This is a genomic window from Mucilaginibacter lappiensis (assembly GCF_900155965.1).
Lineage (GTDB): Bacteria > Bacteroidota > Bacteroidia > Sphingobacteriales > Sphingobacteriaceae > Mucilaginibacter > Mucilaginibacter lappiensis.
In genome coordinates this window covers 17,122-31,725 of sequence record NZ_FTMG01000003.1, presented here as the reverse complement: position 1 = coordinate 31,725, position 14,604 = coordinate 17,122, and the positions used below count along the sequence as shown (strand labels likewise).

Here is a 14,604-nt window from a genome sequence, read left to right as displayed (position 1 = left end):
AAAAGTTAGAATTTAAACTTTAAACTTTAGACTTTAGCATTTCCCCATATTTACCTCCACCAGCCTATAATAGTCCCCATCAGGGTTAATGACACCAGGCTGTAGCCTCCGTTTATAAATATCAGGCGCCAGCTTTTTAGCTCAAACAGGCCCTGTATCGCGATGGCACTAAATGTCCATACGCCAGCCAGAGAACCTGCCGTGGCACCCCAGGATATGTCGGTTTTGGCATCAGCCAGGAACATCCCCAGGTTAACCGCCATAATGATGGAAAAGAAAAATGAAAAGCCAAAAATTCGACCCTTATTGGAGGCCTTTAATTCGTCGGGATTAAGCTTGTTATCAGCCATCCACGGTTTGGCGAATAATAAAGGAGAGTACCAGATACCGCCAACTAAAAATGCCGAAACGCCGGCAGCTACCACGGCCAGCCAGTTGATGTGTGAAAAGTCCATAATGATAAGTTTATGTGTATCATAAAATTAACAAAATGTTTTGGATTTTGGGAGTAAGGATTATTGGAGTAAGAACCGACAGAATACTCTGTCCCCGGTCTTTGTTCCTTGCTCCCAAAATCCTTACTCCAAGAAATTACTTCACCTGGATGTGCATCACCTGTCGGCCAAGGTCGCCTTCGGCATCCAGGCCTTCTATAATTACACGGTACGTTCCGCGGGCGTCGCTGTTAAAAAAGCTGAATGAGGCTACACCGTTTTTATCGGTTATCACTTTAGGGTTCCAGTAAATAGTGTTACGCAGATCGACCCCAAGTGCGCCTTGTTTAGTAACATCATACTTAGGCATGTAAAACTCTTTGGATTTACGATAACCCTGTATGGCGAAATTAACCACGTTTTGTTTGGGGATAAGCGCCTGTAACTGGGCCAGGGTTATTTTTTCCTTTTTGATCACCTTTTTGTTGATGATCAAAACGCCGTTTGTTTGATTCATGCGATTAAGACCACTTACACCATCCTTTAAAAATATCTCAACCGATGCCACTTCGGCGCCTGTCATACTTGTTAAAAAGTTCACATCAACGGGCATACTGCCTACATATATTTGCACCGGCACTTTTTTACCGGCATTATAATCGCGGGTGATATAAAAGTTATTATCTACATAAGTTAAACCAAAAGCCATAGTGCTCAAACAGTTGATCAGCAGGGGGCAATCTTTTAACTGATCACCCGATATTTCATGGTCGGCTTGCCCGGGTAACCCGGCAAATGTGCCAAAATCATTATGGCTTGGTTTTTTCTCGAATTTGGTTGATTTAACCACTACCTCTTTCAACACGCGGGAGTTTTGATATTGCCTGCGGCTGTTATCCAGGTACGGGCGCATGGCGCTGTCGATGTTTACAATTTCGTCGGGCTGATTAGGGTTCCTGGTTAATTTCTGGTACAATTCACCATTTACACTGATCACCATGTTTTTACCGTTCACGTTGTTACGGGCGCTCAGGGTTATTTTAGAGGTATCCATTACCACCACGTTACTGAACTTGAAATTACCCGATAGATCGGTTACTGTTTCTGCCGAAAAGTTACGATCAGGTATCAGCAAACGAATGCTGCCTTTGCCTACCGGTAGTCCAGTAGTAGTTCTTAATATACCGGATACTTCAATCCCCTGTTCGGGTGCAATGAAAATAGGAGGGTTTTTATCTGCCAGTATATCCTCGTACGAGAAACGGCGATAGCCTTGTGTAAGCATCAGGATATCCAGGTTGTCCTGTTTTTCCTGATCGGGTTTGTTGAAATAATAATTGGGTTTTTCTATGTATCCTTTCAGATCTGATGTAAGCAGCAGGTTACTTAATATAGTCGATTCTGAATCTTCGTTGGTAGGTACGCTGGTATCATCAAGTACGGCTACAGAAAAACTACCTTCAACAGGAGCGGTGCTGTTTTTTGCCGATACAGCAATCCTTACATTTTGCCGGGTGGTGTAAGATGGCTTATCGGGCCTTAATGCCAGGTTTAGCTGGTCATTATGCTGTACAAAAGCTATACGCTCGCATAAAGCATACCCCCCAGACGAGAACAGGGTAAATTGCACAATACCGGTTGGGAATTTGTTTTTCGGAATATTGGCTGTATAGGCGGCATTTTGTAGTACGGTTTGAGCTGCATAATAAATAACCCCTCCGCTTTGTCCCACCAGGTAAAAACTTTTGTTTTGTTTGCGCTGTAAAAACAATTCGTTAGCTGATATTTTAACGGTAAGATTATCAGCATCGGGACTAAATACGGCTAAATTGATGCCCATAGCCTGTACCCGCGGAAGCTTATAAGTACTTGTAGAACCATTAGCAAAGATAACATTAGCGGTATAGGTTTTTCCACTTTCGGGGGTCAAAACAAATACCCCCATGCCCAGATGCGCAGAGGTAAAAGATGCCATAACGGTACCCTGGTCATCAGTTACCGTTCCTTTTACATCAGTTCCTAATCCTTTGGAATTGATTGCTTTAAAGGCGATTTTTGAACGTATACCATTGGTAAGCTGTCCGCTTTCGGGAAAAAACTGTACATCATAAGCAGTTACTGCGCCTCTTAACGAAAATGAATTGGTTACCGATTTACGTTCGCCCATATCAATGGCGGTTACCAATGAACTGGATGTGATGGTAGCAGATTCGTTTTCGGGTATATCTACCAGTAAATGGCCCTTATCGTCTGTACGGCCACTCCCTTTGGTTATAGCATCGCCATTGCGTACCAATTGCCAGCTTACTTTTTTGTTGGCATAGGGAGCGTTGGTGGGGTCTTTATAAAGAATGTCCGCATCAACTTTTACTGTACCTTTTTTTGCCGAACTTTTATAGCTGATAAAAGTATTTACCTGGTTATCAATAGCATTACCCACGTTAATGGTATGATCGTAAAAATAGTCAGCATCAAAATTGCGCATCCAGTTGGTATAGGCCCTGATGCGGTAAGGTCCCTGTTTATAGGTTTCGCTGGTAAGGGTAATGTTACCATTGGCAAAGCCATTTTTTACAGGTAAACGCAGGTTTTCCATGACAGAATCCTGGCTGTTGATCACATCAACATAAACCACACCGCTTAAACCCGATGGCTGGTGCTTTTCAACAGTTACATAGGCTTTAAACCAAATGGTATCGCCCACGGCATAATAAGGCTTATCTAAATGCAGATAAACTTTTTCAATGGGGTAACTGCTTTGAAATTTGGCAGTTTTTTGAATAAGTGTGTTTAAAGGTATGCTATCCTGTTGCGCCGAAGCTGCAAAACCAAAAGAGAATAACAATGAAATTATGAGTAAAATTTTTCTAGATATCATTAATATAATATAAAGCGGCTAACAGGGGCTAATATAAACATTTAGGGTTGTAGCGTGCCGGACGCACCTGTCATTTAACATTTTTTTACAATCACGGTAAATTTTAATAATGCGATGGGCTTATAACTCAGGTGCTGTTAACACTCAAAATTACAGCTTTTTGCTATATCAACGGAAAGTTATAAGCAATATGTTGCGTGTGAGGCATCATAACATGATTGTTACTTTTTTGAAAGAAGGACATCTGAATCAGCATCCGCAGCCTATCTATTCAGAAATTGGTAACTTTGCCTAATTACCAGGCTTATTATGCAAATACCCCCATCATCGCATCTTGCTCATATTATCAAACACTATTTGATACTGGAAAGCAATTGCAACGAGCCAATTAATTACCGTTTGTTTTCTGACGGTAACCCCGGGATGGTTTTTTACTTCAAAACACCGCTGATGCAACAAGGAGCAGATCAGGCATACGCCCACCCCAATAGTTTTGTTTACGGACAGCTAACCCAATACAAGGACCTGGTATCAACAGGGAAGTTAGACATATTGGTAGTTGTATTCCAGCCTTATGGCCTGTATGCTTTATCAGGCGTAGCCTCGGTTGAACTAAACGACAGCCTGATTAAACTAAATGAACTTTTTAAAAGCAATGCGGAGGATCTGGAGGACCGGGTTTTGAACGAGAGCGGTATCCCAAACAAAATTGAACACATCGAAAACTTTGTGTTCAAAAAGCTGGCGGGTAGCTCGTACCCCGACAACGCACTTACCGGGGCTTTAAAACTGATAGATAACAGCAAGGGAAATATATCTGTAGCTCAATTGCTCCATGTTTTACCCATAACCGAAAAACAACTCGAACGCCGGTTTAACCAGTTTGTTGGGATAGGCCCTAAGCGTTTTACAGCCATTGTGAAGCTGCAATATTTTTTGAAGAACTTACAAAGGCATTCGCAGGATGTAAAAATTGCCGATGCGGCTTATGAGAGTGGTTATTATGATCAGGCACACCTCAATAACTATTTTAAAAAGAACATTGGTATAACCCCATCAGCCTATAAAATAAATAATCTGCTGGCTATTAATTTTATGCAGGTTTAGCCCCTTGTATAATTGTCGGTTTTTTACAAGGCAACATCTTTAACCAGTCATAGCTTTGCTGTACATTAAATGCAAAGCATATGAAAAATTTTAAAATAGCTACAGCTCAATTCGAGAACAAAAGCGGCGATAAAGCCTATAATTTATCGATTATTAAACAGCTGTCGCAAAAAGCGGCACAGCAGGGGGCGGATGTGATTGCCTTTCATGAGTGTTCCGTTACCGGATATACCTTTGCCCGGCACCTGGATAAACAACAAATGCTTAACCTGGCCGAAGTAATTCCCGGGGGAGAAAGCCTGTTGGCACTTACCGACTATGCCCGTGAATTTGACATCGTTATACTGGCCGGACTGTTTGAAAAAGACGAAAACGACAACCTGTTTAAGGCCCAGGTATGTGTAGATAAAAATGGCCTGGTAGCCAAACATCGCAAATTGCACCCGTTTATAAACCCGCATTTACAGCCAGGCACCAGCTATACCGTTTTTGATATTTTAGGCTGGAAATGCGGCATTCTGATCTGTTATGATAATAACGTTATTGAAAATGTAAGGGCCACCAAACTGCTGGGTGCCGATATTATTTTTATGCCGCATGTAACCATGTGTACGCCATCTACCCGCCCAGGTGCAGGTTTTGTTGATGCCCAATTATGGAAGGATAAAGAAAGTAATGCTAAACAACTACGCGAAGAATTTGACGGACTTAAAGGGCGTGCCTGGTTGATGAAATGGTTGCCTGCCCGGGCTTATGATAATGCGGTTTACGCTATTTTCTCCAACCCGATAGGTATGGATGATGATCAGCTTAAAAACGGCTGTTCTATGGTTGTTGACCCTTATGGTGATGTGATAGCGGAGTGCAGATCGTTGGATAATGAAATTACCATAGCCGATATTCATGCAGACAAATTAACCCTGGCCGGCGGTTACCGGTACATCAAAGCCAGAAGGCCAGAATTATATGGTGATATTATTAGAAAAGCGCACCAGAGCGAACAAAAGGTGGTTTGGCTTTAAGGTTAAATATTGCTGATATTAGTTTTATCATCCTGATGCATTGTAACATAAATAATTTAGATTGCGTTACCGATATAAAACTTGAACTATGAGAAGCCTGAAAACCAACTTATTTATATTCCTTTTTTTCTTAATCGCCAGGCATGCATTTGCACAGCAACCCTATAAAATAACCTATCAGCAATTAAAGGAGTATGAAGGTGTTTACCAATACGGCAAGGAGGATAAATTACAGATCGCAGCCTCGCCGGTGGATACCTGTTTGGTTGCGATTATTAAGTTAAGTGTATATCCGTTAAAAGGTTCCGGCAAAGATATTTTTTTGGATATCGGCAAAAATAAGATCACCTTTTTAAGAAATGCTTCCAATCAAATCATAAGTTATACTAAAGGCAATGATACCAATAAGCTCATCACCAGGAATGTTACCTTTCCGCCACAAATGTGGTACCCCAGGTTAGTGGCTAATGTTAAAACCTATCAGTATAAATATGGCAGGCCCGCCAAACTAAAAGATGGTTTGCAACCCGGTGATGCTACAGCTGTTGGCTTGGATACTGCTCTACTCGATAAAATGATGAACAAGATTGTGCAAGGTAAATATCCCAATGTGCACAGTGTTTTAATTATAAAAGGTGGCAAACTGGTGTTTGAGGAGTATTTTTATGAATATACCAAAGATAGCCTGCAGGAAATGCGTTCGGCTACTAAAAGTATGGTATCTGCGCTTACCGGTATCGCTATACATCAGGGGTTTATCAAGAGTAAAAACGAAACTGTGTTATCCTACTTCCCCGAATATAATCTGGCCAATAATACCGATATCAAGAAAACCATCACCATTGAAAACATGCTGGCCAACCAAAGCGGTTTGGATTGCGATGTGAGTAATCCTAAATCGGAAGGCAGTGAGGAAGCAATGGATGCCTCAGACGACTGGGTTAAATTCACCCTCGATCTGCCGATGATCGATAAACCAGGTAACGATGGCAGGTATTGCTCCGGCAACCCCATCACCATTGGGCGTATTATTGAAAAAGCTACTCATATGGCGCTTTCCGCCTTTGGTCAAAAGAATCTTTTTGGCCCCTTGGGTATTACCGGCTACAAATGGAATTTTAAGCCCGACAGATCAAACATTAATGAATATTGCCAGATCTACCTTCACCCGCGCGATATGGCCAAATTTGGGCTGTTATACTTCAACAAAGGCGTTTGGAATAATAAACAGATCATCCCTGCCGATTGGGTGACGGCATCGTTCCAAAAGCACTCCGTAGTACAGGGCGTTGATTATGGCTATCTGTGGTGGTTAAAATACCTGGATGCCGACGGTGGGGTGCGATATTACGGAAAAGCAGCACAGGGCAATGGTGGTCAAAAAATATATGTTTTCCCAGATCAGGACCTGGTTGTTGCCATAACCGGCGGCAATTATAACACCAAATCGCCCTCTGATGAGCTGATCAGCAAATATATCCTGCCATCATTTAATAAAAAATAAACAAAGATCCGCATAACGTATATGGCATTATGCGGATCTGACTCCTACAGATGGTAGAACAAACAAATCAAAAGCTATCGTGTTTTTGATTAAACTACCTTATGCAACAGCACAACTTTTCTCCTGGCGCAATACCATCTCAACGTAATTACTGGCGACTCGTATTGCTTTTTCTGTTACCCGTATTGATTGTAATTGGTATTATTTTAGGTGTGATCAGCATCATCAATATTGGGGCCGCCACTTATGCCCAGCCTGATGCCTTATTTTATACTGCAAACGGGCATACGGTAATGGCTACCGTTGTAACTCATGAATCTGGAGCGACAGAAACATATATCGACAACAACAGGTATGCCGAAGCTATCGATGTAGAAAATGGTAAAAGGCTGTGGCGGGTGCTGCTTGACGCTAAAAACAATCGCGACCAGGATTTTGGCCATGCGGCATTGTTGGGTCAATCTTCTAAATATTTATTTTTTCTACGGAATGAATTGTATGTGATTGACAAACAAACAGGGGAGGTGGTTGCTCAAAATGATCATTTTGAAACCATTAAGGATAAAATGAGTAAAGAAGAACTAACATCTTATAACAGCAGTGATATCAAATATGCCTATAGTGATTCATTAAAAGCCGTGCTGTTTAAAGGTACGGACGGCCTTTTTTATAGCATCAACGGTGTTACCTTAAAAGCGGATATTATCCATATCATCAATTCCGATGAATACTTTAAGCCGACTAATCAACCCTCATACAATAGTCTTATGGTACAGGCTTATGACGATGGCAAACAAAGCCTGGTTTTGCTGGATGAAAAAGAAGTACAGTTGTTGCAAGCCAATAAGCTAATAGAAGGAGTACAGCATCGCAGCGTGGAAAAGTCGGTGAGGAGGTCCTTATACAGTCATCCTGTCGACAAGCTTAGCGGTAATTGGAAAAAAGTAAACGAAGCTGTTTATATATACGGCGGTTTTTTAACCGATCCGCATCAAGGCTATAGGCTGTCCACTGATTCATTGGCTAATAATGAAACCTATCGGCTATTTGCCAACAATTATAATAATATTCATGCCCCCATTCGCTTAAATAACGGGGGACTGATCGTGATGCACAAAGCATCTATGGAGAACACCTCGCCGGTATTGCTCACGGCTATACTGCCAGATGGTAAGGTTATCTGGCAGGCCAACACAGGTTACGCTGATATCGGCTTTCTTTACAAACAGCCTGATGGTGATAAGCTATTTTTCATGGGTACACCCGCGGGTAAATTCAATTATCCCATGCAGCAGTTGCTTTGCCTTAACTTAGCTAATGGAGCCTTGCAATCCTATCCGATAAAGTAAGATGCTTCGGTTTGACTGTAAAGATTGATAATGTATTCAAAATACCAAATTGGTTTTTGGTACAAAATATATCCAAATTGTTTTAAATAATATTTTTGTTAGCTATACTTGTAAACAAAACAATCATAACCTAAAACAATATCCAATGAACCAGGAAATAAAACAAGCCTATCCCAAAGCATACACCGATATTGATAAAGCCACCATCAAATCGGGTTTTACCATGGCGTCCGATGCCTTAACCTGCTCTTTATTGAAAACACTTGCCGCTGCAAAGCCGGGGGGTAAATTCCTGGAGTTGGGTACGGGTACTGGGCTGTCAACCTCCTGGATACTGGATGGTATGGATGCCGCGTCTACTCTTATTTCTATCGACAATGATGCCCGGTTTTTAGAAATAGCCGATCAGTTCCTGGGTAATGATAAACGGCTGGAATTGGTTTGTACAGATGGCGCCAACTGGTTTGAACAAAATAAACATTTAAAGTTCGATTATATTTTTGCAGATACCTGGCATGGTAAGTATTTGTTGCTTGATGAAGCTATAGCCATGCTTAATCCCGGTGGTTTATATATTATTGATGATATGCTGCCCCAGCCCAACTGGCCCGATGGTCATCATGAAAAAGCTATCCGGTTGATGGAAGTACTGGAGCAACGGACAGACCTGGTGCTCACCAAACAATGCTGGGCTACCGGTATATTGATAGCGGTTAGAAAAGTGCTGTGATGGCATCCTAATAGTTATTCTTTTCATTCCTATATTTACCGTCCAGGTATAAAAAAATATGGCTATTGAAATTGAACGCAAATTTCTGGTTGATCACGAACAATGGCACCAGCTTAGTAAACCCGCGGGTAAACATTATCGCCAGGGATATATTTTAAGTGATGATATTAAAACTATCCGGGTGCGTGTTACCGACGAACACGGTTATATAACCATTAAAGGGAAAACAAAGGGTATTAGTCGCCTGGAATATGAGTATATTATCCCGGTTAATGAAGGGGTAGAGCTATTGAATAATTTTGCAGTATCAGAGCTGGAAAAGACTCGCTATTGTATTAACTATGAAGGCAAGATGTGGGAAGTTGACGAATTTTTAGGTGATAACCAGGGCTTGCTGGTAGCAGAAATTGAACTGGAAGATGAGGCTGAAACGTTTAAATTACCATCCTGGATCACTGTAGAGGTTACCGGTGACAAAAAATATTACAACTCGGCTTTATCGTTAAATCCGTTTATGAGATGGACTGAGTAACTAAATATTAAGCGCTCTGCGGTAAGGCCAATAAATAATCCGGTTTTGATTCGTCAAACACGGTTTTAACATATTTATTACCATCCGGGCAAAGGGCGGGGATCAGCGTGGTTTTATTACCATACTCATCAATAATATATGCTTCACCGTCAGCATCCTTTATCCAGTCATAAAGTTTTGCTCTTTCAGTAACCCCTTTTACATTGATGCGTTCATTTACCCACTCTAATGAATCAATAGCTACATAAGGGTTTTTGTGCAGTTTAGCATCGGTTTTTATACAAAGAATACGTACAGACATCGGCTCGTTCGTTTTAATTAACAGGTTTAGCAAAATTAAAACAAATAGGAATGAAGGAAAATAGGTGTTTTCACCCATTTTTTTTGCGTAAAAGTACCCGAAATGCGTAAAAACCACATGGTTAGCCGGTACCTGAAGAATAAATTTAGCTTGAAAATTATTTGATAATGCCTGTGAAAGCCAGGCAAAGAGGGAGAGATAAATAGGGGGAGTGTAAAATAAAAGCCCCGGTATTAATACCGGGGCTTTTATTGTGCTATTTACCAGCCAGTGCCTTTTTTGGCGTTACCGTTTTTGATATGCTCTTCGGCAGTTGCTTTTCCCATGATAGCGGCCATTTTGTTACCTGCGCTATCTTTTCCTGTTGCGATGTACCTTCCTGATTTGATGTCAATAACAGGATCGATCATTGGTACATTTTTAGTTTTGGTTTTTACTGAATACGCGGTAATGCCGCTTCCTTTTTCTGTTGCCATGATAAGTTCTTTTGTTTTTAATAATTGTTAACCCCATTTTAGCCGAATTGTTTCGGCATTTAGCTATAATTGGTTTTTATGCTGTAAACATGCATTAAAATTTTTTAATTCAAAATACCTGAAGTAAATATTTTGTTAACACATTTAAGTTTTTGTTAATAACGTGTAAACAAGTGTATCTTCAAATACCCCATTAAAAAAATAATTTTCCTTAAAATAAGCCTCCTGTGTAAAGTTGTTCTTTTGAAGCAATTTTATTGAAGCCAGGTTGTCAGGACTCACGTTTGCTTGTATAGTGTGGAGGCTCATGGGCCCAAAACCGTAATTAATGATGGTTTCTATGGCTTCCTGCATAATTCCCCTGCCCTGATAGGCCGGGTTTAAAAGATATCCAATCTCGGCCCGATAATTCTCTTTTTCTATACGCCAAAAGCCTATGCTGCCAACAAACTCCTGCTCGTTTTTAAGTGTAATACACCAGGTAATGCCATTATTGCCCTTGAGTAAATCGTTAATAACTTTTATCAGATCTATAGCATCATCAAGCGTTTTTGAGAGTGGCCGGGATATATATTGCATAATGACCGGGTCTTTTCGCAGCTCAAAAAGCTTTGGGGCGTCGGCAAAAGTGAACCTTCGCAATATCAAACGTTCGGTAGTAAGAACAGGGAAAGGATCAAAATTAAGGTTAAGCATAAATTAATTGACTGATGATATAGTAGTTTTTTGTTTTGTCATCAGGCTGTTGTTAAATTTCAGGATGAGCTTGAACAAGTCGGCATACTCCGTAAGGGGTAAAGTTTTGCTGATGTCAAAAACATCGTGATAGGCCTTGATACCACCCAATGTGTATATGAAAAAAGCAGGAACCCCTTTTTCTGTAAAATAGTAATGATCACTATTGGCGGCCTTTCCGCGCGGGTTTACTTTTACCACATAATTACCCTGGCTGTTAATTTGTTTTAATGCGGCAAATTCTTTGGGGTAAACGGTGGCGTTCACTACCGTAATGCCTTCAATACCGGTGCCATCAAGATCCAAATTGATCAGGAAGCGGATGTTTTTTAAAGGTATCAAAGGGTTATCGGTAAAATATTTAGAACCCAATAGTCCGGCTTCTTCGCCCGAAAAACAAATGAAGGCCATGCTGTAGCGCTGCGGATGGGCGCCATAGTATTTAGCTAAGCTTAATAATTGGGTAATTCCGCTGGCATTGTCATTAGCGCCCGGGAAATAAGTATTGCTTCCCATGCCGCCCAAATGATCGTAATGCGCGGTGATAACCAATATCGAGTCGGGCTTTGAAGTGCCATTGACAATACCGCAGATGTTTGCTGTTTTAAAATCAGGGATCAGTTGGTTCTCTATATCAACCTGAATAGTGGATGGTGTTTGTTTTACCGATTTTTTATCCATCTGTATCAGTGTATAATCAAGCGCTTTACCCTCCACAGACCAGGTGAGCTTATCTTCGAGCGATAAAACTACCCGGTTTTCCTTATCAACAAAGTGTGTGCTATCAATTTGCTCCAGCTTGCCGGTACCGGTTACGCCTTTGCTGTCGGGACTTACAATGTAATCTACTCCTGGTTTAAGCTCGATATTATTGATCACCACCTTCATTTTACCCGGAAAAGTATTAACCGGGTAGCTAAACTCCTGCATATAATTTTTGCCATCCATGGGTTTTACACCATAAGCCTTAAACTGCGCGACTAAAAAATTGGCTGCACGATGCACACCATCTTTGGTATAACCACGGCCCCAGAAATAGGGCGAAGTTAAAGTATCAACCATTTTGCGGGCAAACAGCGTGTCCTGAGCTTTTGCAAAATTGGCGGTGAGCAATAAGCAGGAGGCGGCAGTTAACAATAGGTGCTTAGGAGTTTTGAAATTCATTATTTATGATGACGGTTGTCTATATAAAACTATCAGCTTCGCGGTATGCTTTGATCAGGGCCAATTCGCCCTCTTTACCGGCGCCCGCTGTGCCATGTTCCATACCTAGTACGCCTTTATATCCTTTGTCATAAATGTGTTTGAATATGTTTTTGTAGTTAACCTCGCCCGTGCCGGGTTCTTTACGACCAGGGTTATCGCCAATCTGGTAATAACCTATCTCGTCATATACCCAATCAAGCGTGGGGATAATATTACCCTGGTTGCGCTGTACATGGTACATATCATATAAAATTTTGCATGAAGGACTGCCTACCGCTTTGCAGATAGCGTAAGCCTGATCGGGGGTGCGTAAAAACAGATCGGGGTTATCACTTAAGGGCTCCAGCACCATCACCAGGCCATGAGGTTCAATAATGGATGTACCCTTTTTAATGGCTTCAATTACATTACCCGTTTGTACGCCGATGGGGAGGTTGCGCACAAAATCGCCCGGAACCACGGTAACCAGTTTACCATTAATGCGTTTGGCAACTTCAACTGCTTCTTTACAGCTGGTTATGAACTTGTCGAGATGCTCGGCCTTGCCAGATGCTAAAAGGTTGTTGTCATTACCTAAACCGGGTTGTACAAAAACGCCCATAGCCATACCCAATTTAGCCAGCGTATCACCAATTTTTTTCTGCTGATCAACCGGTCGGTGGGCCATACCATTATCTTCAATACTGCGGAACCCCTGATCATAAGCAAACTTGATCTGATCAATAAAATCATCGCCTGCAAGGTTTTTAAACATACCATCATGAATGCCGTAGTTTAAATGAAAAGGTTTACCGGTATCGGAGGCAGCGGTCTCTGCTGCTGCGGGATCTGTTTTTAAAAGTCCGGTTGTGAGTAATGATGCACCTGCCAATACAGAGTTTTGTACAAAGTTTCTGCGTTTCATAATAGGTAATTGGGATTTGAGGCAGCAATATAAAAAAAAGTTGTGAGTTTGGATTTAGGAGATGCTATAGCTACGGGAAGGCCTTCAAACTATCGGGAGGGTGCATTCGTGATTTTTGCTAAAAAATCGTATATTTGTACCACAAACGGAAAATTTACTGCTATTTCCCATATAGCCACCGCTAATCAATCCTTGTTGACCAGGGTTCATTTTTATCCCCGCTGATACCGTTGCTGCCCGGAAATTAAATTGATGATCCTCCTCTTCATGCATGTTTAATGTAGAACTTTTTGTTCAGTTGATAGGGTTTTACAGGTTTTAACCGGGAATGGCAAATTGTTTAACTAAATTTTTAATAAATATGGCTAAATCGCAAGCAACCTTCATGAAAAAACAGCTCGAAAAAAACAGGCAGAAAAAGAAAGAAGAAAAAGAACTGCGTAAACAAGAGCGTCAGCAAAATAGCGGCGGCAGCGACCTGGAAAGCATGATGGCTTACGTTAATGAATTTGGCGAAATCGTATCGACCCCGCCAGAAAAGAAAGTATAAATTTCTATTTACAACTTATGTAGTGTAGCACCAACTGTTTACACTACATAACCATTGTAAAGTGCTTGTTTTTAAAGAATCCCCCCCACCAATAGAGGTACCTACCTTAAAAATGGTATAGCAGGTTTATAAACTACTTGTATGCCTTTATAGCTTCGGAATGCATTGATTAGCACCAAAAGTGTATTAATCAAATACAAAATCAGGGGTACAGATATCATAATAAGTTCCAATAAGCCAAAGCCAGCAAAAGAAACTTGCGGAATATGGATATTGAAATGAAAGATCACCGAGCCAATAAATAAGATATAACTCAGAAATATCAGTAAACACCAGGATATTTGAAAGTTGAGTATCCTCTTACCAGTGTAATCAATGTTTTTAATTTTATCTTTTTTGAGCATATAAAGTGCAAGGGGTACAATAATGCCTAACAACGGGAACGCCAAAAAGGCTAAGGCCGATAGGTTTAAAAATGTTAAAAAACCTCTGTCTTCCTGCTCAGTCCATTCTATCAGATCATTCGGCGTAACATTTAATGCATTAGATAACCGTTTCAGGGTATCGCCCCTTGGTTCAGTTTCACCATTTTCAACCCTTTGTACCGTTCTTAGATTTAATTGTGATGTGGTGGCTAATTCGTCCTGGCTTAATCCTAAACGAACACGTAATTCTTTAATTCTTTTGGATAGGTCGGTCTCTTTCATTTGTTTAATTATTTGATGTAGAGCAAAGGTATTTTATCCATTTCTATTTCTTTGCGACAGGCTTACGGCATTTATACGGCATTTGCGCCAAAACCACCTCTGCGTGTTTATTTGGTTACGGCAAGTGTACGGCATTTATGTTTACACGCTTATTTGTTGTGTAATAATA

The 14,604-nt window shown here is 40.9% G+C and carries 15 protein-coding genes; 7 read left to right on the top strand and 8 right to left on the bottom strand.

Annotated elements, in window-relative coordinates:
* Positions 1–50: 50 nt before the first annotated feature.
* Both BW976_RS07320 and BW976_RS07315 read right to left on the bottom strand, forming a co-directional pair.
* On the bottom strand, positions 51–455 hold the full coding sequence (locus BW976_RS07320) for a DUF1761 domain-containing protein (RefSeq protein ID WP_076371992.1): 405 nt from the start codon (positions 453–455) through the stop codon (positions 51–53).
* A 136-nt stretch (positions 456–591) separates the two neighbouring features.
* Positions 592–3,312, bottom strand: coding sequence for a hypothetical protein (locus tag BW976_RS07315; RefSeq protein WP_076371990.1), 2,721 nt, complete (start codon positions 3,310–3,312; stop codon positions 592–594).
* A 309-nt stretch (positions 3,313–3,621) separates the two neighbouring features.
* Between BW976_RS07315 and BW976_RS07305 the strand changes: the two genes are divergently transcribed.
* From BW976_RS07305 to BW976_RS07280, 6 genes are all read left to right on the top strand, one after another.
* Positions 3,622–4,419 carry a helix-turn-helix domain-containing protein gene (locus tag BW976_RS07305; protein WP_076371986.1) on the top strand — a complete coding sequence of 266 codons (798 nt, stop codon included), beginning with the start codon at positions 3,622–3,624 and terminating at the stop codon, positions 4,417–4,419.
* Between the two features lie 80 nt (positions 4,420–4,499).
* A complete protein-coding gene (locus BW976_RS07300; RefSeq protein WP_076371984.1) occupies positions 4,500–5,441 on the top strand; it encodes a nitrilase family protein in 942 nt (313 codons plus the stop codon).
* A gap of 88 nt (positions 5,442–5,529) precedes the next feature.
* The gene (locus BW976_RS07295) at positions 5,530–6,945 is read left to right on the top strand and encodes a serine hydrolase domain-containing protein (RefSeq protein ID WP_076371982.1); all 1,416 of its coding nucleotides are present in this window, start codon (positions 5,530–5,532) and stop codon (positions 6,943–6,945) included.
* A gap of 101 nt (positions 6,946–7,046) precedes the next feature.
* On the top strand, positions 7,047–8,294 hold the full coding sequence (locus BW976_RS07290; RefSeq protein ID WP_076371980.1) for a PA2928 family protein: 1,248 nt from the start codon (positions 7,047–7,049) through the stop codon (positions 8,292–8,294).
* Between the two features lie 145 nt (positions 8,295–8,439).
* Entirely contained in the window at positions 8,440–9,024 is a 585-nt protein-coding gene (locus BW976_RS07285) for an O-methyltransferase (protein ID WP_076372767.1), read from the top strand.
* 58 nt (positions 9,025–9,082) lie between these two features.
* On the top strand, positions 9,083–9,556 hold the full coding sequence (locus tag BW976_RS07280; protein WP_076371978.1) for a CYTH domain-containing protein: 474 nt from the start codon (positions 9,083–9,085) through the stop codon (positions 9,554–9,556).
* A gap of 7 nt (positions 9,557–9,563) precedes the next feature.
* Here BW976_RS07280 and BW976_RS07275 read toward each other — a convergent pair whose 3' ends face one another.
* The 5 genes from BW976_RS07275 to BW976_RS07255 form a co-directional block, all read right to left on the bottom strand.
* Positions 9,564–9,857, bottom strand: a complete 294-nt coding sequence (locus BW976_RS07275; protein ID WP_139332238.1) for a hypothetical protein — start codon at positions 9,855–9,857, stop codon at positions 9,564–9,566.
* A gap of 260 nt (positions 9,858–10,117) precedes the next feature.
* Positions 10,118–10,333 carry a hypothetical protein gene (locus tag BW976_RS07270; RefSeq protein WP_076371974.1) on the bottom strand — a complete coding sequence of 72 codons (216 nt, stop codon included), beginning with the start codon at positions 10,331–10,333 and terminating at the stop codon, positions 10,118–10,120.
* Positions 10,334–10,477: 144 nt separating this feature from the next.
* The gene (locus tag BW976_RS07265; RefSeq protein ID WP_076371972.1) at positions 10,478–11,029 is read right to left on the bottom strand and encodes a GNAT family N-acetyltransferase; all 552 of its coding nucleotides are present in this window, start codon (positions 11,027–11,029) and stop codon (positions 10,478–10,480) included.
* Between the two features lie 3 nt (positions 11,030–11,032).
* Complete coding sequence (locus tag BW976_RS07260) at positions 11,033–12,232, bottom strand: M28 family metallopeptidase (RefSeq protein WP_175614063.1); 1,200 nt, start codon at positions 12,230–12,232, stop codon at positions 11,033–11,035.
* A 19-nt stretch (positions 12,233–12,251) separates the two neighbouring features.
* The gene (locus tag BW976_RS07255; protein ID WP_076371970.1) at positions 12,252–13,178 is read right to left on the bottom strand and encodes a hydroxypyruvate isomerase family protein; all 927 of its coding nucleotides are present in this window, start codon (positions 13,176–13,178) and stop codon (positions 12,252–12,254) included.
* Between the two features lie 361 nt (positions 13,179–13,539).
* Here BW976_RS07255 and BW976_RS07250 point away from each other — a divergent pair, with 361 nt between their 5' ends.
* On the top strand, positions 13,540–13,728 hold the full coding sequence (locus BW976_RS07250; RefSeq protein WP_076372763.1) for a hypothetical protein: 189 nt from the start codon (positions 13,540–13,542) through the stop codon (positions 13,726–13,728).
* Between the two features lie 101 nt (positions 13,729–13,829).
* Here BW976_RS07250 and BW976_RS07245 read toward each other — a convergent pair whose 3' ends face one another.
* The gene (locus BW976_RS07245) at positions 13,830–14,435 is read right to left on the bottom strand and encodes a helix-turn-helix domain-containing protein (RefSeq protein ID WP_076371968.1); all 606 of its coding nucleotides are present in this window, start codon (positions 14,433–14,435) and stop codon (positions 13,830–13,832) included.
* Between the last annotated feature and the right edge of the window lie 169 nt (positions 14,436–14,604).

Excerpts from the sequence above, each read along its gene's own strand:
- BW976_RS07275 (WP_139332238.1), bottom strand. The coding sequence starts at position 9,857 with ATGTCTGTACGTATTCTTTGTATAAAAACCGATGCTAAACTGCACAAA.
- BW976_RS07320 (WP_076371992.1), bottom strand. The coding sequence starts at position 455 with ATGGACTTTTCACACATCAACTGGCTGGCCGTGGTAGCTGCCGGCGTT.
- BW976_RS07305 (WP_076371986.1), top strand. The coding sequence starts at position 3,622 with ATGCAAATACCCCCATCATCGCATCTTGCTCATATTATCAAACACTAT.
- BW976_RS07250 (WP_076372763.1), top strand. The coding sequence starts at position 13,540 with ATGGCTAAATCGCAAGCAACCTTCATGAAAAAACAGCTCGAAAAAAAC.
- BW976_RS07255 (WP_076371970.1), bottom strand. The coding sequence starts at position 13,178 with ATGAAACGCAGAAACTTTGTACAAAACTCTGTATTGGCAGGTGCATCA.
- BW976_RS07300 (WP_076371984.1), top strand. The coding sequence starts at position 4,500 with ATGAAAAATTTTAAAATAGCTACAGCTCAATTCGAGAACAAAAGCGGC.
- BW976_RS07295 (WP_076371982.1), top strand. The coding sequence starts at position 5,530 with ATGAGAAGCCTGAAAACCAACTTATTTATATTCCTTTTTTTCTTAATC.
- BW976_RS07315 (WP_076371990.1), bottom strand. The coding sequence starts at position 3,312 with ATGATATCTAGAAAAATTTTACTCATAATTTCATTGTTATTCTCTTTT.
- BW976_RS07245 (WP_076371968.1), bottom strand. The coding sequence starts at position 14,435 with ATGAAAGAGACCGACCTATCCAAAAGAATTAAAGAATTACGTGTTCGT.
- BW976_RS07260 (WP_175614063.1), bottom strand. The coding sequence starts at position 12,232 with ATGAATTTCAAAACTCCTAAGCACCTATTGTTAACTGCCGCCTCCTGC.
- BW976_RS07290 (WP_076371980.1), top strand. The coding sequence starts at position 7,047 with ATGCAACAGCACAACTTTTCTCCTGGCGCAATACCATCTCAACGTAAT.
- BW976_RS07270 (WP_076371974.1), bottom strand. The coding sequence starts at position 10,333 with ATGGCAACAGAAAAAGGAAGCGGCATTACCGCGTATTCAGTAAAAACC.
- BW976_RS07265 (WP_076371972.1), bottom strand. The coding sequence starts at position 11,029 with ATGCTTAACCTTAATTTTGATCCTTTCCCTGTTCTTACTACCGAACGT.
- BW976_RS07280 (WP_076371978.1), top strand. The coding sequence starts at position 9,083 with ATGGCTATTGAAATTGAACGCAAATTTCTGGTTGATCACGAACAATGG.
- BW976_RS07285 (WP_076372767.1), top strand. The coding sequence starts at position 8,440 with ATGAACCAGGAAATAAAACAAGCCTATCCCAAAGCATACACCGATATT.